Genomic DNA, 18,253 nt, shown 5'->3' on the forward strand with positions numbered 1-18,253 from the left:
AACAAGCGCAGTGTCTTGGCTGTTTTTAAACTCTGCAGGCGAGTAGCAAAAGGTTACGCGGCGTCAGTTCACTCGCGCAAAACTCACCCAGCTCGACGCGAAAGCCTTGCTCATGCAGAAAGATTGCTTGATCGAGCACCAGCCACAACTCTAGCGGTCGACGAAACAGCGCACGCAGCAGTTCCAAATTGCGCACCTCTGCTAATCGCTGCCAGCCACGCGCCTGCAGATCGATCCAGTTTTGCACCGGCACACTAGGCAAGCCTTTTAATTTAGCCAAGTCAGCACACCACTGTGCAAAAGATTTATTAAACCAAGCGGCGGATAAGGAAGGAGTCGGCAAATACTCATCAACGCCGCGCAATTCGCGCTGCAAAATATCAAAGGCTAAACGCCAAGCCATCGACTGATCACGCAAACGGCGCTCACGATTGGTAGCCGTCACGGTAGCGGTTAGCGGTAAACCCAGGTCATCACGATTCAGTCGCAATGCAGAGGCTTGACCTTGCGCAGACAGCGGTTGATAAAACTCAGATTGCGTACGATTATAGCAACAGGGCGCTAAAGCTACGGCCGCTGCTTGCTGCGCGTTCACCTGCCGTAGCAGATGAGTATGCAAATCACCGCACGCATGCAAGGCAATCACCGCACCGGCTTGCTGCAGCGGCGCAGCACTCTCGGCGCTCATCACATCACACAATCTATGCTGCGCATGGGCAAGGTATTTATGGCTGATAGCTTGGCCACTGTTAATCAGCTCAGAATTAAACTCTAGACATTCAAGATGTGCATTCGGCCAAGCCAGATAACGCCCAAGATGACCTTTACCAGCACACCAATCGAGCCAGTTGTTGGTAGCGGCAAGCGACTGTCCAGCGCCACTGTGCACCGCGCTGGCAAAAGCCTCTATCTGTTGCCATTTACGCTCAGCAATGCCACTTTGCATACGCAGCGGGCGCTGGCTCAGCAAGGTATCAGGGAAAGACCCAAGCGTTGAGAGCTGTTGTGCTCGCTGCGCCCAATCAGCAAAGGGTTGCGGAGCAGATAAAGCATAGGGATTTGCATGACAGGCTTCCGCATCAGCCAAACTGCGCGCGCGCAGCCAAACGGCAAGCTCAGGATACTCAGCTTCCCAGTTCAACTTTTGCTGAATAAAAGGCTTTTCCCGCCAAAGACTTTGTTGCGCCAGAAGAAAAGTATCTAACGCTAAAAATCGCTCGCGCAAAGCATCGCCACTGAGTAGCGGCGCATCATGACTTAGCACTTACCTGCCCTGCAGCGCATCCACGCGTAGCTTGCGTTCCAGCCAACGAAAAACCTGTACTAAAATAAAGGTCATCGCCAAGTAGAACAAACCAGCAGCAAAGAAAATTTCTACCGGCAAATAAGTACGGGCGATAATGGTGCGCGCCATTCCGGTCAGTTCCAGCAAAGTGATGGTACTGGCCAGCGAACTGGCTTTGAGCATCAATATCACTTCATTACTGTACGCAGGTAAACCAATGCGGGCGGCACGCGGCAAAATAATATGCCACATGGTTTGCGCACGACTCATACCCAAGGAACGCGCAGCTTCTACTTCGCCAGGCGGCACCGCTTGAATGGCGCCGCGAATAATTTCAGCAATATAGGCTGCTGTATGCATGGTCATCGCAATCAGAGCGCACCAATAAGGATCACGTAAGTACGGCCACAATGGACCTTGTTTGACCGCATCAAACTGCGCCAAACCGTAATAGACCAAAAACAATTGCAGCAACAGTGGTGTGCCGCGGAAAAAGAAAATATAGCTAAACGGCAAGGCTCGCACGTACCAATGTCTAGATGCTCGCGCCATGCCTAAGGGAATAGCAATGAGCAAACCGACTAAAACAGCAATCGCTACCAGCTCTAAGGTTAAGTAAGCGCCTTCTAGGAGTTTTGGCAGCCACTTAACAATCACGTCCCACTTCATGCTGCGCTCCTTACAAAGCCGCGATTCGCGCGTTTTTCAAAGAAGTGCAGAATCAGCATACTCAAGACAGTTAAACCCAGATAAATAAAGGCGGCGACCATAAAGAAGGTGAAAGGCTGCTTAGAAGAGGTCACCGCAACTTGCGCGCTACGCATCACTTCATCCAAACCGACCACTGACACCAGCGCGGTGTCTTTCATTAAAATCATAAACAGATTGCCCAAGCCGGGAATCGCAATACGCCACATCTGTGGCAGAACCAGACGAAATAAAATACGCGGACGCGAGAGCCCTAATGCCAAGCCCGCTTCGCGATGACCGCGAGGGATGGCTAATAAAGCACCACGGAACACTTCTGTGGCATAAGCGCCAAAACACAGACCTAATGCCAGAACACCTGCGGAAAACGCACTGAGCTCCAGTTCTGGGTAACCAATCGCCTCGCCCAGTTCACGAACAAAACCCACTGAGCCATAATAAATTAATAACACCCACAGCAACTCTGGAACACCACGCACCATAGTGGAATAGGCATCACCCAACCAACGCAGCGTACGATAGGGCGATGTTTTGGCTAAAGCGCCAGCCAAACCAAGACACAGGCCTAATGCCAGTGAGCACAAAGCCAGTTGAATTGTTATCCAAGTACCCGCAAGCAGGGCTGGACCAAAACCATAGAGATCAAAATTCATCAGGGATACTTGTTAGGCAGTTGCAAAGTAAAACCGCCACAACAAAGGTGGCGGCTTGTTACAGCGCAGACTTAAAATTAATACACGCTAAATGGGAAGTACTTGTCGTTGATGGTTTTATAAGTACCGTCTTCAACAATTTCTTTCAGCGCTACGTTTAAGCGCTCGCGCAATTCATCATTACCTTTGCGCAGAGCGATACCGATTTTATCGTTATCAAACACAGGCTCGCCTTTGAACTCATAGTCGGCACCGGCTTCGCTTTTCAGCCATTCCCAGTTGACAAACTTATCCGCCAACACACCATCTAAACGGCCTGAGGCTAAATCAAGGTAAGCATTTTCATTGGTATCGTAGAGTTTGATATCAATGGCTTTACCGTAGTTATCTTCCAACCAGTTACCCGCGATAGTCGCGCGCTGCGCACCAATCACTTTGCCTTTTAGGCTTTTCGCATCAATTGCAAAGTTACTGCTCTTCGGTGCAATAAATTGCAAACCGTTGGTGTAGTACGGATCGGTAAAATCAACCGCTTGTAGACGCTCTTCAGTGATCGACATGGACGCTGCTAGAAAATCAAATTTCTTCGCATTTAGCGCAGGAATAATGCCATCCCAATCTGATGTAACAACACTGCACTCAACTTTCATTTTTTCGCACAGTGCTTTAGCGATATCCAGATCAAAGCCCACCACTTCGCCACTGGAGTCAATCAAGTTGAACGGTGGGTAAGCACCTTCAGTACCAATTTTTAATTTCTCTACGGCAAAGCTGCCGGTGGCAAAGGACAAACTGGCTGCTGCCACTAAGAGTATTTTTTTATATTTTTTCATAGTTGTCGCCTCAATGGTTATGACTGGACATAAATTGCTTACACCGCTCTGATTGCGGATTGTTAAACACCTGCTCAGGTGTGCCTTGCTCTTCAACTAAACCTTGGTGCAAAAACACAATTTCACTGGACACTTGTCTGGCGAAACTCATTTCATGCGTGACCAATAACATGGTACGACCTTCATCAGCCAAGGCGCGAATCACTCCAAGCACCTCTTGTACCATCTCTGGATCTAATGCAGAAGTTGGCTCATCAAACAGTATCACTTTCGGCTGCATAGCCAAGGTTCGCGCAATCGCTGCACGTTGCTGCTGACCACCTGACAACTGATTAGGGTACACATGACGCTTATCGGCAATCCCGACTTTAGCTAACAACGCTTCAGCCGTAGCAATGGCTTCGTCTTTACTCAAACCCAGTACACGGCGTGGCGCTTCAATAATATTATCGAGCACGCTCATGTGTGGCCATAAGTTAAAATTTTGAAAAACAAAACCGACTTGGGTGCGCAAGCGATTGATTTGCTGACTGTTAGCGGCCACCAACTGACCTTGTCGATCAGGTTTGAGCTGCAACTCTTCACCGGAGAAAAAGATTCGCCCACAATGAGGGTTTTCTAGCAAGTTAATGCAGCGTAAAAACGTTGATTTACCTGAACCGGACGAGCCCAAAATAGAGATCACATCGCCATCATTAGCAGTTAAAGAAATGCCTTTTAAAACATCTAAATCACCATAGCGCTTGTGCAAATCACGTATTTCTAAGGCAGGAATGGCCTCAGCCATAAAGGTTCCTCTTTGAACGACAGGGCATACTGACTAAGCAGTGATAGACCTTGAGAATGCTGTACACCACTGCGCAATCAAATACGACTGTATTTAAGGCAATTGGCTGAGCTGTTTAATAATGCTGCGATAGTGCCAGTTTTAACGCCACTTGGAAAGTAAAAGGCCGTGTTCGTCTCTAGTCGTCATCGCTTGACTTGGTGGTCTTCGGCGACAAACGTAAGCTGCGCAAACTGCGCTTGACGCTTTTCAGATGATTGACCAAAGAGGGGCCACGCGCCATGGCAACCCCCATAGCTAACACGTCAATGACAACCAAGTGGGCAATACGTGAAGTCAATGGCGTGTAAATCTCGGTATCTTCCTGCACATCAATCGCCAAGTGAATGGTCGCCAACTCCGCTAACGGCGTATGACTGGGGCATAAGGTGATTAAAATGGCGCCCGTTTCACGGACTAAGTTGGCTGTAGTCAGCAAATCTTTAGAACGACCCGACTGGGAAATACAAATGGCCACATCCGTTGATTGTAAAGTTACCGCCGACATAGCTTGCATGTGCGGATCGCTATAAGCAGCAGCAGTAAGCAATAAACGAAAGAATTTATGTTGAGCATCAGCAGCTACCGCGCCAGACGCACCAAAGCCATAGAACTCAACACGCTGCGCTTTGGCCATCACGGCGATGGCTTGCTCTAATGCTTTAACATTAAGTTGCTCTCGCACTTCAATCAAAGTATGCAGCGTGGTATCGAAAATCTTCAAGGCGTAATCTGTTACAGCATCATTTTCACTGATGGCAAACTGTCCAAAACTTGCGCCTGCCGCCAAACTTTGCGCCAGCTTGAGCTTGAGATCCTGAAAGCCTAGACAACCCACCGCACGACAAAAACGTACGATGGTTGGCTCACTCACCCCCACCTCATTGGCCAAGTCAGCCATAGAGCTGTGCATTACAGCAGCAGGATCATTAAGCACATAATTGGCGACTTTAACTTCTGACTTGCGCAGCACACTCAGCGATTGGGCGATATGATGTAACAGGTTCACAATGGTTAACTCATTAGGCGTATGCCACAGTCATGTAGCGGTTTTGTAGTTATACTACAACAGCTATTTATTCGCACGTTTTTCCCCAAGGAGAGCAACCTTGAGCATGCCGTATGACATGTTAGTGTTTGGTGGTACGGGTGATTTAGCCCTGCATAAATTACTGCCTGCACTGTATCACCTGCACCGTGAAAATCGCTTACCCAAGGATATGCGCATTATCGGCATCTCCCGCAAACAGTTAGCCCGCGAGCGTTACATTGATCTTGCCGAGCGTCACTGCCGCGCTCAAGTTGAACGTAAAGACTTTACTGAAGCCTCTTGGCTAAGTTTTAGTCAGCGTCTTGAATATTTGGCGATGAATGCCGAGCAAGCGGCTGACTTTGCTCGTTTAGCGCAATTTCTAGTCACTCACAATCTGCGCGGTTGTATCTACTACTTAGCCACTGCACCGCAGCTCTTCGAAAGCATCGCTTCTAACTTGGCCTTAACTGGATTAACCGGTGCCAATACACGCATTGTCATTGAGAAACCGATTGGCCACTCCCTGCAGTCAGCTTTGGCCATTAATGCCACCATTGGCGCAGCGTTTAGCGAAGAACAGGTTTTCCGTATTGATCACTATCTAGGCAAAGAAACAGTCCAGAACCTGATGGCTTTACGTTTTGCCAACGCTCTATTTGAACCGGTCTGGCGCTCGGCACACATTGATCATGTGCAAATCACTGTCAATGAAACACTCGGTGTGGAAAGTCGTGGTGCTTACTATGATCACGCCGGAGCGATGCGCGACATGCTGCAGAACCATCTACTACAACTGCTCTGTTTAGTCGCTATGGAAGCACCAGTACGCTTTGATGCCGACGCTGTGCGCAATGAAAAAGTAAAAATTCTGCAAGCGCTAAGACCCATCATCGGCATGGATGTGCAGGATAAAACTGTACGTGGGCAATACACTGCTGGGAACGTCGGCGGTCATACTGCGCCAGCCTATTATTTTGAAAAAGACGTAGACAGTGACAGCGATACCGAAACCTTTGTCGCCCTTGAAGTAGAGATTGATAACTGGCGTTGGGCTGGAGTGCCTTTCTACTTACGCACGGGCAAACGCTTAGCGAAAAAAACCTCCGAGATCGTTATTCAGTTTAAACCTGTACCGCACAGCTTATTCAGCGACAGCCAAGCCAATCATTTGTTAATTCGTCTGCAACCAGAAGAGCGCATTAGCATTGAATTAATGGCCAAAACCCCAGGCAAAGGCATGCATTTGCAGCCCGTTGAGCTAGAAATCAATCTCGCCCAAGTTTTTCAAGACAGTCGCCGCTGGGAAGCTTACGAGCGACTACTGCTCGATGTCATTGAAAATGACTCGACGCTCTTTATGCGCCGCGATGAAGTGGAAGCCGCTTGGCAATGGGTCGACCCCATCCTCAAAGGCTGGCAGCAGCATTATCAACGCCCTAGACCTTACCCCGCCGGCTCCAATGGTCCAGAGCAGGCGCATAGTTTGCTGGAGAAGCATAATCGAGCTTGGCATGAATAACGCCCATTGATGGCGACACGCAGGCTCAGTCTTCGCTGCAAGACAATCACCCTGCATCGCGCATAAAAAAGCCGCTCATAAAGAGCGGCTTTTTATTTACAACACAAAACGTTTCGACAAATTAAATGTGCGGTCCAGCATTTTTAATCGCCTCAGCCACTTCAAACTTCTTGAAGTTCTCGACGAACTTAGCTGCTAACTCTTGCGCGGCAGCATCGTAAGCTGCTTTATCAGCCCAAGTGTTACGTGGGTTAAGCAAGTTTGTCTCAACACCCGGTACGGATTTTGGCACATCCAAGTTAATCACTGGCAAGTGCTCAGTTTCTGCACCCACTAGCGTTCCACCTTGAATCGCGGCAATCACTGCACGCGTGGTTGGAATGTTGAAACGCTGTCCAACACCATAGCCACCGCCAGTCCAACCGGTATTCACCAAGTACACTTTAGAGCCAAAACCTTGGATGCGCTTGATCAGCAGATCAGCGTACTCACCCGCTGGGCGTGGGAAGAACGGCGCGCCAAAGCAGGTAGAGAAGGTTGATTTAATACCTGAGCCTGAACCCATTTCGGTTGAACCAACCAAAGCGGTATAACCTGACAAGAAGTGGTAAGCCGCTTGTTCGTTATTCAAGATCGACACCGGCGGCAATACGCCAGTCAGGTCGCACGTCAGGAAGATCACTGCATTTGGCTCGCCAGCACGGTTAGCAATCACACGCTTTTCAACGTTTTCTAACGGATAAGCGGCGCGGCTGTTTTGCGTCAAGCTGTCATCGGTGTAATCCGGAGTACGCTGCTCATCCAGAACAACGTTTTCCAGCACTGCACCAAACTTAATGGCTTTCCAGATCACTGGTTCGTTTTTCTCAGACAAGTCGATGCATTTTGCATAGCACCCTCCTTCGATGTTGAACACAGTGCCCACACCCCAACCATGCTCGTCGTCACCAATCAAGTAACGGCTTTCATCAGCTGACAGCGTGGTTTTACCGGTGCCGGACAAACCAAAGAATAACGTGGTATCGCCGTCTTCACCGACGTTGGCAGCACAGTGCATCGGTAAGACGTCATGCGCAGGCAACAGGAAGTTTTGTACTGAAAACATAGCTTTTTTCATTTCGCCAGCGTACTGCATACCTGCCAGTAACACTTTTTTTGCAGCGAAGTTAATCATCACGCAACCGTCAGAATTAGTACCGTCACGCTCAGGTACACACTCAAAGAAAGGTGCATTGATGATCTGCCATTGTTCTTTACCACCGGCATTGAATGCCTCTGGAGTAATAAACAAGCAACGGCCGAACAGGTTGTGCCATGCCGTTGTTGTAGTCATTTTGACTGGCAAGTAATGCGCAGGATCAGAACCCACATGCACATGTGAAACAAAGCTTTCACGCTCTGCCACGTAAGCTTCAACACGAGTCCACAATGCATCAAAAATCGCTGGTGCAATCGGGCGATTAATCGGGCCCCAAGCGATTTGAGCATCAGTGCTCGGCTCTTGTACGATAAAACGGTCAGCCGGCGAACGGCCGGTACGGTGGCCTGTTTCAACAACCAATGAACCATTTACAGCCAGTTTGCCTTCGCCACGGCGAACCGCTTCTTCAATCAATTGAGCGGCACTAATATCGGTATACACAGCGGTGTTTGCTTGCGTCATGAGATCCCCAACGGCCCGAGCCGAGTCCTCTAAAAAGTTTGTAGCGTCTTAGCAGATGCACTACAACGGAAAAAGTGCCCGCGATTATGCCAGAGTTATGCAATTAATGCACTGTGCTCGATGCATCAGCAGCGTCTTGCGCTGCGAACATTTGCGCGATATCGGCTTCATTAAATAAATAGCGTTGATTGCAGAACTGACAATCAATCTCGATAGTGCCTGCTTTCTCAGCTAGCAACAACTGCAAATCAGCCAGACCTAAACTAATCAAGGCCTGCTCTGAGCGCTCACGCGTGCAACTGCATTGAAACTTCAAATCACTGCTTGGAAACAGGCGCACCTCTTCCTCATGATAAAGGCGGTGCAAAATGGTTTCATTGTCCAAACCCAGCAGTTCTTCAGCACTCAAAGTTGCCGCCAAGGCAATCACATGCTGCCAACTGGCTTCACGCTCTTCTGCATCTGGTAGGCGATCAGCGGGTAATTGTTGTAACAGCATCCCGCGCGCGCGCTGACCGTCAGCGTACAACCAAAAACGCGTTGGCAATTGCGCCGAATTGACAAAATAATTGCTAAAGCATTCAGCTAACGTTGCACCATCTAAAGCGACTAAGCCCTGATAACGCTGCCCTTCGCGCGGATCAACAGTCAGCGCCAGCACACCTTCTGGCATCAGCTCTTGCAAGGTTGCGCCACTATGAATCTGCTCTTCTTCATAGCGAGCAATCGCGCGTAATTCGCGATCACTGGAGCACTCAACCATCAGCAAAGGCACAGCACCACTTGAACGTGCTTGTAGCACTAATAAACCATCAAACTTCAGCGTATTAACCAACAGGGCCGCAGCCGCCATCAACTCACCCAATAAAGCCGCAACCGGCTCTGGGTAAGCATGCTTAGCTAACACGTGAGCATAGCTTTCTTCTAAGCTCGCCAACTCGCCGCGCACATCGGTATTGTCAAAAATAAACCGCTGAGTAAAATCAAAATCTGCCATACAACACTCACCAATAAGATAGCGGCCTAGTATAAACCGCACTTAGAAAATTAACTGACTTAGATGCGCTCGTATGGATCTCTAGCGCATTACTGATCTTTGAAACGATGAATCTGGCGACGCTGCTTTTTCGTCGGCCGGCCATCGGTTTGAATGCCTAATGCGCCAGCTTTACGCAGTTCAGCCGCTTTTTCACGAGCGCTAATACTCTCGTCTGTCTCACGATAAAGAAGCTGTGCTTGTGGCGCGCCACGCCGCACTGCACTGAGCTGCTCGATCACCACGGTACGTTCATCGTAGCCGGCGCGAAGCACCAACTCATCGCCCACTTTTGGTTCTTTCGATGGTTTACAGCGCTCGCCACGGCAATGCACTTTGCCACCTTCAATTGCCTCTTTCGCCAGCGCACGGGTTTTATAAAAACGTGCTGCCCACAACCACTTATCTAAACGTACTTTTTCTTGCTGATTATCACTCATTGACGGCTATTACCTCTCCACAACAACGCTGCATCAGTGCAGCTCATGCACAGCAATCGGTAAACACACAGTCGCATCTAAACCACCACCGGCTCGATTCTGCAGTTCAACCTTACCGCCATGTTGCGCGGCAATACGTTGCACAATCGCCAAACCAAGACCTGCACCCTGCCCGCCACGTGCCTGATCACCTCGGTAGAAGGGATTAAAAATGCGTTGCAAATCTTCAGGATCAAGCCCAGGACCACGATCCAACACACTGATAGCCACATGCGCGGAGTGCTCATCGCGAACGACCGAAGCGGCGACTTCAATACCCTGTTCGCCATAACGCAGAGCATTTTCTAGCAAATTAACTAACATGCGCTTGATTGAGACACGACGTAACTCTAATGAGGGCATTTCTTCTAAACACAAGCGAATCGGCCGACCTTGCTGGATATAAGGCGCAACCACTGAACTGATCAATTCATTCAGATCACAGGCTTCCATCGGCTCATCACGACCATCACGGATAAAGGCTAAAAACTGATCCAAAATGGCATTCATGTCTTCAATGTCACGCACCATATCGTTGGTCAGGTCATTGTCACTGTCGAGCAACTCCAGGGATAAGCGCAACCGTGTCAGCGGTGTCCGTAAGTCATGGGAAACCCCAGCCAGCATGAGCTCGCGCTCGCGACCGGCTTGCTCAACATCATCAGTCATCTGATTAAAAGCGCGATACACCTCAGCCATTTCACTGGCGGTATCCACATCAACCGGTAAACGCACACTGCGCCCTTGGCCAAACAGACGCGCGGCGATCACTAGACGTTTCAGTGGTGCGCTGAGTTGGCGGACAAAAATCCACGCTGCCGCAGTTGATAATAAACCGATGCCTAAAAACCAAGCGACCAAGTTCCACACGCGCTGACCGCGTAGCGGATGCGGATATAAAGGCACGCGAATCCAGCCAGGCCCTAGGCTCGGCGCATTCACCCATAATGACGGTGGCGTTTGCGCACGAATGCGCACCTGCGTATCTCCACCTAACTCTGCGCGCATTTGCTCACTAAAAATATCGCTGTACGGCCAGTGCTGCTCACCGACTGGCACATCATCCTCTGCTACCAGTTGCAAACCCGCTGCTTTAGCAATGGCTGCGCGCTCACTGGCAGGTGAGGCCCAGTAGGCTCGCAACGTTAGGGCTGCACCATGACTGTATTGGCGATCCACTAGCACATCTTCATTAAGCATCAAATAAATCAAGGTCAGCGCTTTAGAAAACAACACAGCCAACAGCACCATCCACAAGGTGCGGGCAAAAAAGCTCTGTGGGTACAATAACGATGTCTTCATTTATTACCATCGGGCACAAACACGTAACCCACACCCCAAACAGTTTGAATGTAGCGCGGCTTAGAAGGATCAGGCTCAATCATCCGGCGCAGGCGGGAAACCTGCACATCAATCGAGCGCTCTAACGCATCCCATTCACGGCCACGGGCAAGATTCATCAATTTGTCGCGAGTTAGTGGCTCACGGGCGTGTTCAACCAGAGCTTTTAATACAGCGAACTCACCGGTGGTCAGCATGTGCACCTGATCGCCTTTGCTCAGCTCGCGCGTGGCTAACGACAAACTGTAATCACCGAAGCTGACACTGGCCTCTTCGCTACCGGGCGCGCCAGGTACACTGGTGTTTTGGCGACGCAAAACGGCTTTGATCCGGGCTAACAATTCACGCGGATTAAACGGTTTGGCGAGATAATCATCAGCACCCAGTTCTAAGCCTTGAATCCGGCTGGCTTCATCACCCTTGGCGGTGAGCATAATAATCGGCACTTGATTGTTGCTGGCACGCAAACGACTGCACACCGACAAACCATCTTCACCGGGCATCATTAAGTCGAGCACCACTAAATTAAACAGTTCGCGGGCGAGCACACGATCCATCTGTTCAGCGTTTTCAACACCCCGCACGCGGTAACCTTGCTCGGTCAGAAAGCGCTCAAGTAAGCGGCGTAAGCGTTCATCGTCATCGACAATGAGGATTTTTTCACCTTCAGTGACGCTCATGCGGTATCTACCTATTTAGTTAAGATTCATGACCCTAGTATGCCGTAATCATCGAGCACTTGGGGGCAAGGCATTGTTAGCAAATTTTTCCTGATGGGAGGCAATGCTGGTTTGCTGACTGATTTCCCCTATAATTACTCTTTTGATGCAGGCCTATCCTGCTTTTTTGACTGACTTAGGTAGCCTGATGGATAGCATAAGTACTCGTATCGCCACAGAATTAGGTGTTCGCCCACAACAAGTGATCGCCACCATTGCTTTGCTTGATGAAGGTGCAACTGTGCCCTTTATCGCACGCTACCGTAAAGAAGTCACCGGCAGTTTAGATGATACGCAGCTGCGTAACTTAGAAGAGCGCCTGCGTTACCTGCGCGAACTGGATGACCGCCGTGCCTCAATTTTGGCCTCAATTGAAGAGCAAGGAAAACTCACCGCAGAATTGCAGCACGCCATTCAACAGGCTGACACCAAAACGCGCTTAGAAGACCTGTATCTGCCCTATAAACAAAAACGCCGCACCAAAGGCCAGATTGCTTTAGAAGCAGGCCTCGGTGAGTTGGCTGACTTACTGTTTAACCAGCCCAGCTACGACCCACAGATTGAAGCCGCACGCTTTATTGATGCAGAAAAAGGTTTTGCTGATGAAAAGGCCGTACTGGAAGGCGCTAAATATATTTTAATGGAGCGTTTTGCTGAAGACGCAGCCTTACTCGAACGTCTACGTACGATGCTGCAGCAACATGCTTTATTACGCGCTCGTTTAATCGCAGGTAAAGAACAAGAGGGCGCGAAGTTCAGCGATTACTTTGAGCATGATGAACCCTTTAAAAGTGTGCCTTCACACCGCGCGCTAGCAATCTTCCGCGGTCGTAACGAAGGTTTTTTAACCGCTAACTTGAGCATGGGTGATGACACTCCCGGCAGCATGCATCCTTGTGAGGTGATCATTGCTGAGCAATTTGCGATTAAAAACCAAGACCGCCCTGCCGACAAATGGCTTGCTGAAGTGGTGCGCTGGACCTGGCGAGTAAAACTATCGAGCCATTTAGAAACCGACCTGTTCGGCCAACTACGTGAATCCGCAGAAACTGAAGCGATTAACGTCTTCGCCCGCAACCTGCATGATTTGTTATTGGCAGCGCCAGCGGGGCCTCGCTGCACCCTAGGCCTTGACCCAGGTTTGCGTACGGGCTGCAAAATCGCAGTAGTGGATGCCACAGGTAAAGTTTTAGAAACCGCCACAGTCTATCCGCACGTCCCGCATAACAAGTGGAAGGAAACCATCGCCACATTGGCAGCGTTATGTAAAAAACACCAAGTACAATTAATTGCCATCGGTAATGGCACCGGCAGTCGCGAGTCCGATCGTCTTGCTATTGAATTGGTTAAACTATTACCTGAACTGCACATGAGCAAAGTTATGGTCAGTGAGGCCGGCGCTTCGGTGTATTCAGCATCAGAATTAGCCGCCCTCGAATTCCCCGATTTAGATGTATCGCTGCGTGGCGCTGTGTCAATTGCGCGACGCTTGCAAGACCCACTAGCCGAACTGGTTAAAATCGACCCGAAAGCCATTGGTGTGGGTCAATACCAACATGACGTGTCGCAAACTCAATTAGCACGCTCACTGGACGCTGTGGTGGAAGACTGTGTGAACGCTGTGGGTGTCGACGTGAATACGGCGTCTTATGCGCTGCTCGCACGCATTTCTGGTTTGAACGCAACACTGGCTAAGAACATCGTTGCTTTCCGTGATGAGCACGGTGCTTTTATCAGCCGTGCAGCGCTGAAAAAAGTGCCGCGTCTGGGTGAAAAAACCTTTGAACTGGCCGCAGGCTTCTTACGGGTAATGAACGGTAAAAACCCGCTCGACGCATCTGCTGTACACCCAGAGACGTACCCTCTGGTAACCCGCATTGCCCAAGATACTGGGCGCGACATTCGCTCACTGATCGGCGATTCCGCATTTTTAAAGCAGCTGGACCCCAAGAAATTTACCGATGAAACCTATGGTTTACCGACCGTCAGCGATATTTTGCAAGAACTCGATAAACCCGCACGTGACCCACGTCCTGAGTTTAAAACCGCCAGTTTTCAAGACGGCGTAGAAAGTTTAAAAGACTTAACCCTTGGCATGGTTTTAGAAGGTGTCATCACCAACGTCACCAACTTTGGTGCCTTTGTTGATATTGGCGTGCATCAAGATGGTTTAGTGCATATTTCTGCACTTTCAGAGAGTTTTGTTAAAGACCCTTATCAAGTGGTGAAAGCCGGTGACATTGTTAAAGTAAAGGTCATGGAAGTCGATATCCCGCGCGCGCGCATTGCTTTATCGATGCGTATGAGTGACACACCAGGTGAAAAACCAGCGCCGGCAGCACGCTCGCAACCGGCACGTAATCAGCCGCGTAGTGAACGTCATACACCACAAGACAAGCCTGCACCGAGCAACAGCGCGATGGCCGCGCTATTTGCTAATGCGGGCAAAATTAAGAAAAAGTAAGCAATGACTATCCGTCATTTTAATCCGCCTAGGGTACATAACGACTAAAAGTCGCCCCGTACCCTTGCACTCGGCAATCAGCACCCCCATATTGCCACGATGCCCTATTGAGGAATTCCCCTTGAGCGATACATATTCTCGTCGTCTGGCGCTGCTTAGCCAGCCCGAAGCTTTAGCGCAGCTCAAGCACTGCCTACATGGTATTGAGCGCGAAAGCTTGCGTGTTGAGCGCAATGGCCGCTTAGCATTGACGCCACACCCCAAGGCTTTAGGCTCTGCCTTAACCCACAGCAGCATCACCACTGACTACTCTGAAGCCTTGCTCGAGTTTATTACTGACGCACTGCCTGATTCCGCACAGACCTTGGCGCAGCTGGAAGAAATCCATCGTTTTACCATCAGCCAATTAGAGCAAGAAGTGCTGTGGAGCCCTTCGATGCCAGGTCATCTGCCCAAAGAAGAGCTGATCCCTATTGGTCAGTACGGCAGCTCCAATGTTGGTCAATTAAAGCATGTGTATCGCAAAGGTTTAGCCGTGCGTTATGGCAAAACTATGCAGTGCATTGCGGGCATTCACTATAACTTTTCCTTGCCGGACTCGATTTGGACCTTGTTGCGCGCAGCAGAAGGCGATACGCGCTCGGAAAAAGAGTATCAGTCGGCGCGCTACATTGGTTTAATTCGCAACTTCCGTCGTTACAGCTGGTTGTTGATGTATTTATTTGGTGCATCACCGGCGCTGGACATCAGCTTTTTACGTGGCCGCAATCATCAACTAGAAAGCTTTGATGAAGACACGCTGTATCTGCCCTACGCCACCAGCTTGCGCATGAGTGACCTCGGCTACCAAAGCAATGCACAGGCCGGCTTAACCCCTTGCTACAACGACCTCAGCAGCTACACCGATAGCTTACGTCGCGCCGTCAGTACGCCTTATCCTGATTATGAAAAAATCGGCAGTAAGAAAGATGGCGAGTGGCTGCAAATTAATACCAATATTTTGCAGATCGAAAACGAATACTACTCAACCATGCGTCCTAAACGCATCACTCAAGACGGCGAACGTCCGGTCGATGCGTTAATTGCACGTGGCATCCAATATGTTGAAGCGCGCTGCATTGATATCAACCCCTTCTTACCGTTGGGCATTGATTTACCGCAAGCGCGCTTTTTGGATACGTTCTTACTATTCTGCGCACTGCAAGACAGCCCGCTACTGGGTGATACGGAGTGCCCAGCGGCCACCGATAACTTTTTGGCAGTGGTCAAGCAAGGCCGTAAACCTAATTTACAGCTGCAGCGTGGCGGTGAGTTGGTATCGATGAAAGCTTGGGGTGAAGAGCTACTGACGCAGATGCAGGCCTGCGCCAAGTTACTCGATGACAGCTACGCGACTACAGAACACGTAGAAGCATTAAACAGACAGGTTGAAAAATTAAACAACCCTGATTTAACACCTTCAGCCCAAGTTTTAGCCAGTATGCGCGAGCAACAGTGCAGCTTCAGTCAGTTTGCCTTAAAGCAAAGCCTGCAACATGCGCAAACCTTGAGCACGCCACCGCTAGACGCTGAGCTGATTGCTCATTATCAAGCGCTCGCCGAACAATCACACCAAGCGCAGCAAGCGATAGAGCAACAAGACAACTGCAGCTTTGATGAGTACATGGCGGATTATTTAGCCAGCGCGGAGTAACATCATTGCAGCGGTGGGTGCCGTCAATATCAGGCGTCACCCAGTGTTGCAATCAAGACACTTGTTCGGATTACACCACTAGATCGATCTGCTGCATACTGCCGACTCGGCCATCCTCAAATAAAAACATACCGGTGCTGCGCACTTGCCCTTGCAGCTCGCCATCAGCAACTAAATCAAATCCGCCTGCTACGTTTTTCAAACTCAGCGCACCAATCCCTGCCTCGGCTAAACTCAACAACTGGCCCTGGCCTTGGTCATCCGGCACCCACAGCTTTAATTGAGCGAAGACTGCATCACCAGCGTCGATAAAACCATTAGCGTCATCATCATAAGCGCCTAAATCGGCAAAACCATCACCAGAAAGCGCACCAAATAACTCACGACCATCATCAATCTGGCCGTTGCCATTACGATCCAAAGCTAGAAAAGCACTGCCTTGCGCCAAGCGCGCCATGCTATCGAGCTGCCCATCCGCATCCAAATCAAAAGAGATTTTCTGCCCTCCTTGCAACTGCACTGGCGCACCCTGCAAGTTAACGACTAAAGGATCTTTCAAAGCAGCACCAGCGCGAAGACTGATCGATTCACTGCTGTACTCAGTGCGACTCATCTGCAGGCTCATATCAAAATCAATTTGGCGACCATCAGCCGTGGTCACACGTCCGCTGTTGTTTACTTGCAACTGTTGAGTGTGCCACTGAGTGACGTGGTAATCGTAACTCAATTGAAATGCATCACTGCTAGGTGCTTCTGCGACTGGTACAACGGCTTGCGCGGTGCTGATAGCAGAGGGCTCCATAGGCTGTGGTCTAGCAAGTTTAAAAAAACTGTCTAACTCGCCATTTAAACGCGCCAAGGCTTCAAGCAATACACGAAGTTTTTCCAGATCTGCTTCTTTGGGCGCAAAATCTGCAAGAGCCTTGTCGGCTGCACTAACACTGGGTATTGATGCAGCCTGTCGTGGCTCATTCTCAGCAACCAAGCGTTTTAATGCTTGTGGTGAAATCGCAGGCTGCGCGGAACGACTCAATAACGCCGCTGAACCTTGCTCAGCAACCAATACGCGCTCATGACGTTGCATTTGCAAGCGCTGACCATTAACTTGCAAGTCGAGTGATTCATTGATTTCACGACCAAACAGCTTTTGATAATCACTGCTCAGTGCATGTTGCTCAGTTGATACAATTCGCATCTGCCGACCCTCATAGTGTGCGCTATGAGAAGTTATCGACCGTTAGCCCCTAAGCTAAAGCAGCGAATGATTAACGACTTTATGTCGTTCAAGTTTGTAAAACTACATTTTTATAAAACATTTTGTTGCCGACGTCGCCAGTTTTGTAGGCTGATATCTAATGCCTGCAAGCTTCGGATACCTTGTCGCTCGGCACGCTTAAGTAAAATCAACATCAACTCTGCGGTAACCATGGCATCAGCGCTAGCGTTGTGGCGCTGTAAAACCTGCAAACCAAAGAAACTCACCCAATCATCTAAACCAGGGTTGCGCATATTGTGCTCAGGACAGAGTAACGGTGCGATTTCAGCCACGTCATAGAATGGATGGCGCAAGTTATAGGCGAAGGCATCGTTCATTTCACGCACCAGCATGCGCTGATCAAAGGTTGCATGAAAAGCTAAGAGCGGACTACTGCCTACGTACTCCATAAAATTCAACAGCGCTTTTTCTGCACGTATCCCTGCGGCCACTTCACTCGGCGGGATTTGGTGAATCAACACACTTTCACTGACCGCATGATTCACCCGACGCAGCGTGCAACTGAACTGCTGACCTAAAGCAATCGCTGAATGCTCAATGGTCACTGCACCGATTGATAGAATCTTATCTTTAAGGGTATTCAAACCACTGGTTTCTAAATCCACTACAACAAAGCGCTGCTCGCCCAGGGGTTGCTCGCTCAGCGCTGCTGGCGGCGTTAGTGCAGCTAAACGTAAAGCATCAGAAGCTCTCAGCTCTGGGCTTTTACGAAACAAGTTGATAAA

The 18,253-nt window shown here is 49.6% G+C and carries 16 protein-coding genes; 3 read left to right on the forward strand and 13 right to left on the reverse strand.

The window, feature by feature from the left end; all coding sequences use genetic code 11:
- Window positions 1–25 precede the first annotated feature (25 nt).
- The 6 genes from H591_RS0106360 to hexR all read right to left on the reverse strand — a co-directional run bounded on the left by H591_RS0106360 (window position 26) and on the right by hexR (window position 5,314).
- The gene (locus H591_RS0106360; protein ID WP_022966112.1) at window positions 26–1,264 is read right to left on the reverse strand and encodes a methyltransferase; all 1,239 of its coding nucleotides are present in this window, start codon (window positions 1,262–1,264) and stop codon (window positions 26–28) included.
- Window positions 1,265–1,954, reverse strand: a complete 690-nt coding sequence (locus H591_RS0106365) for an ABC transporter permease (RefSeq protein WP_022966113.1) — start codon at window positions 1,952–1,954, stop codon at window positions 1,265–1,267.
- A complete protein-coding gene (locus H591_RS0106370; RefSeq protein WP_022966114.1) occupies window positions 1,951–2,646 on the reverse strand; it encodes an ABC transporter permease in 696 nt (231 codons plus the stop codon). Before H591_RS0106370 ends, H591_RS0106365 begins: the two co-directional genes overlap by 4 nt.
- A 77-nt stretch (window positions 2,647–2,723) precedes the next feature.
- Entirely contained in the window at window positions 2,724–3,479 is a 756-nt protein-coding gene (locus H591_RS0106375; protein WP_022966115.1) for an ABC transporter substrate-binding protein, read from the reverse strand.
- 10 nt (window positions 3,480–3,489) lie between these two features.
- Window positions 3,490–4,266, reverse strand: a complete 777-nt coding sequence (locus tag H591_RS0106380) for an ABC transporter ATP-binding protein (protein WP_022966116.1) — start codon at window positions 4,264–4,266, stop codon at window positions 3,490–3,492.
- A gap of 178 nt (window positions 4,267–4,444) precedes the next feature.
- Window positions 4,445–5,314 (reverse strand): transcriptional regulator HexR, encoded by an 870-nt coding sequence (gene hexR / locus H591_RS0106385; RefSeq protein ID WP_022966117.1) that lies wholly within the window; start codon window positions 5,312–5,314, stop codon window positions 4,445–4,447.
- Between the two features lie 106 nt (window positions 5,315–5,420).
- Here hexR and zwf point away from each other — a divergent pair, with 106 nt between their 5' ends.
- Entirely contained in the window at window positions 5,421–6,857 is a 1,437-nt protein-coding gene (zwf, locus tag H591_RS0106390; RefSeq protein WP_211219971.1) for a glucose-6-phosphate dehydrogenase, read from the forward strand.
- Window positions 6,858–6,978: 121 nt separating this feature from the next.
- Here the strand turns inward: zwf and H591_RS0106395 are convergent, their stop codons facing one another.
- The 5 genes from H591_RS0106395 to ompR form a co-directional block, all read right to left on the reverse strand.
- On the reverse strand, window positions 6,979–8,520 hold the full coding sequence (locus H591_RS0106395; RefSeq protein ID WP_022966119.1) for a phosphoenolpyruvate carboxykinase: 1,542 nt from the start codon (window positions 8,518–8,520) through the stop codon (window positions 6,979–6,981).
- Between the two features lie 103 nt (window positions 8,521–8,623).
- Entirely contained in the window at window positions 8,624–9,517 is an 894-nt protein-coding gene (hslO, locus tag H591_RS0106400; protein ID WP_022966120.1) for an Hsp33 family molecular chaperone HslO, read from the reverse strand.
- 89 nt (window positions 9,518–9,606) lie between these two features.
- A complete protein-coding gene (locus tag H591_RS0106405; protein ID WP_022966121.1) occupies window positions 9,607–9,996 on the reverse strand; it encodes an RNA-binding S4 domain-containing protein in 390 nt (129 codons plus the stop codon).
- A 33-nt stretch (window positions 9,997–10,029) separates the two neighbouring features.
- A complete protein-coding gene (locus tag H591_RS0106410) occupies window positions 10,030–11,337 on the reverse strand; it encodes an ATP-binding protein (RefSeq protein ID WP_022966122.1) in 1,308 nt (435 codons plus the stop codon).
- Window positions 11,334–12,056 carry an osmolarity response regulator transcription factor OmpR gene (gene ompR, locus H591_RS0106415; protein WP_022966123.1) on the reverse strand — a complete coding sequence of 241 codons (723 nt, stop codon included), beginning with the start codon at window positions 12,054–12,056 and terminating at the stop codon, window positions 11,334–11,336. Before ompR ends, H591_RS0106410 begins: the two co-directional genes overlap by 4 nt.
- Before the next feature lie 187 nt (window positions 12,057–12,243).
- Here ompR and H591_RS0106420 point away from each other — a divergent pair, with 187 nt between their 5' ends.
- Both H591_RS0106420 and gshA read left to right on the forward strand, forming a co-directional pair.
- A complete protein-coding gene (locus H591_RS0106420) occupies window positions 12,244–14,559 on the forward strand; it encodes a Tex family protein (protein ID WP_028244231.1) in 2,316 nt (771 codons plus the stop codon).
- A gap of 121 nt (window positions 14,560–14,680) precedes the next feature.
- A complete protein-coding gene (gene gshA / locus H591_RS0106425; RefSeq protein WP_022966125.1) occupies window positions 14,681–16,252 on the forward strand; it encodes a glutamate--cysteine ligase in 1,572 nt (523 codons plus the stop codon).
- A gap of 70 nt (window positions 16,253–16,322) precedes the next feature.
- On the opposite strand, the gene H591_RS0106430 is transcribed toward gshA, so the two are convergent.
- Together H591_RS0106430 and H591_RS14990 are read right to left on the reverse strand one after the other, a co-directional pair.
- The gene (locus tag H591_RS0106430; protein WP_022966126.1) at window positions 16,323–17,447 is read right to left on the reverse strand and encodes a hypothetical protein; all 1,125 of its coding nucleotides are present in this window, start codon (window positions 17,445–17,447) and stop codon (window positions 16,323–16,325) included.
- Between the two features lie 110 nt (window positions 17,448–17,557).
- Window positions 17,558–18,250, reverse strand: a complete 693-nt coding sequence (locus H591_RS14990) for a 3'-5' exonuclease (RefSeq protein WP_232362424.1) — start codon at window positions 18,248–18,250, stop codon at window positions 17,558–17,560.
- Window positions 18,251–18,253 lie beyond the last annotated feature (3 nt).

Source organism: Denitrificimonas caeni DSM 24390 (assembly GCF_000421765.1).
GTDB lineage: Bacteria > Pseudomonadota > Gammaproteobacteria > Pseudomonadales > Pseudomonadaceae > Denitrificimonas > Denitrificimonas caeni.

Coding starts and splice junctions, on each gene's coding strand:
- H591_RS0106410 (WP_022966122.1), bottom strand. CDS start 11,337: ATGAAGACATCGTTATTGTACCCACAGAGCTTTTTTGCCCGCACCTTG.
- H591_RS0106420 (WP_028244231.1), top strand. CDS start 12,244: ATGGATAGCATAAGTACTCGTATCGCCACAGAATTAGGTGTTCGCCCA.
- H591_RS0106375 (WP_022966115.1), bottom strand. CDS start 3,479: ATGAAAAAATATAAAAAAATACTCTTAGTGGCAGCAGCCAGTTTGTCC.
- H591_RS0106370 (WP_022966114.1), bottom strand. CDS start 2,646: ATGAATTTTGATCTCTATGGTTTTGGTCCAGCCCTGCTTGCGGGTACT.
- H591_RS0106395 (WP_022966119.1), bottom strand. CDS start 8,520: ATGACGCAAGCAAACACCGCTGTGTATACCGATATTAGTGCCGCTCAA.
- H591_RS0106365 (WP_022966113.1), bottom strand. CDS start 1,954: ATGAAGTGGGACGTGATTGTTAAGTGGCTGCCAAAACTCCTAGAAGGC.
- zwf (WP_211219971.1), top strand. CDS start 5,421: ATGCCGTATGACATGTTAGTGTTTGGTGGTACGGGTGATTTAGCCCTG.
- ompR (WP_022966123.1), bottom strand. CDS start 12,056: ATGAGCGTCACTGAAGGTGAAAAAATCCTCATTGTCGATGACGATGAA.
- hslO (WP_022966120.1), bottom strand. CDS start 9,517: ATGGCAGATTTTGATTTTACTCAGCGGTTTATTTTTGACAATACCGAT.
- H591_RS0106430 (WP_022966126.1), bottom strand. CDS start 17,447: ATGCGAATTGTATCAACTGAGCAACATGCACTGAGCAGTGATTATCAA.
- H591_RS0106405 (WP_022966121.1), bottom strand. CDS start 9,996: ATGAGTGATAATCAGCAAGAAAAAGTACGTTTAGATAAGTGGTTGTGG.
- H591_RS0106380 (WP_022966116.1), bottom strand. CDS start 4,266: ATGGCTGAGGCCATTCCTGCCTTAGAAATACGTGATTTGCACAAGCGC.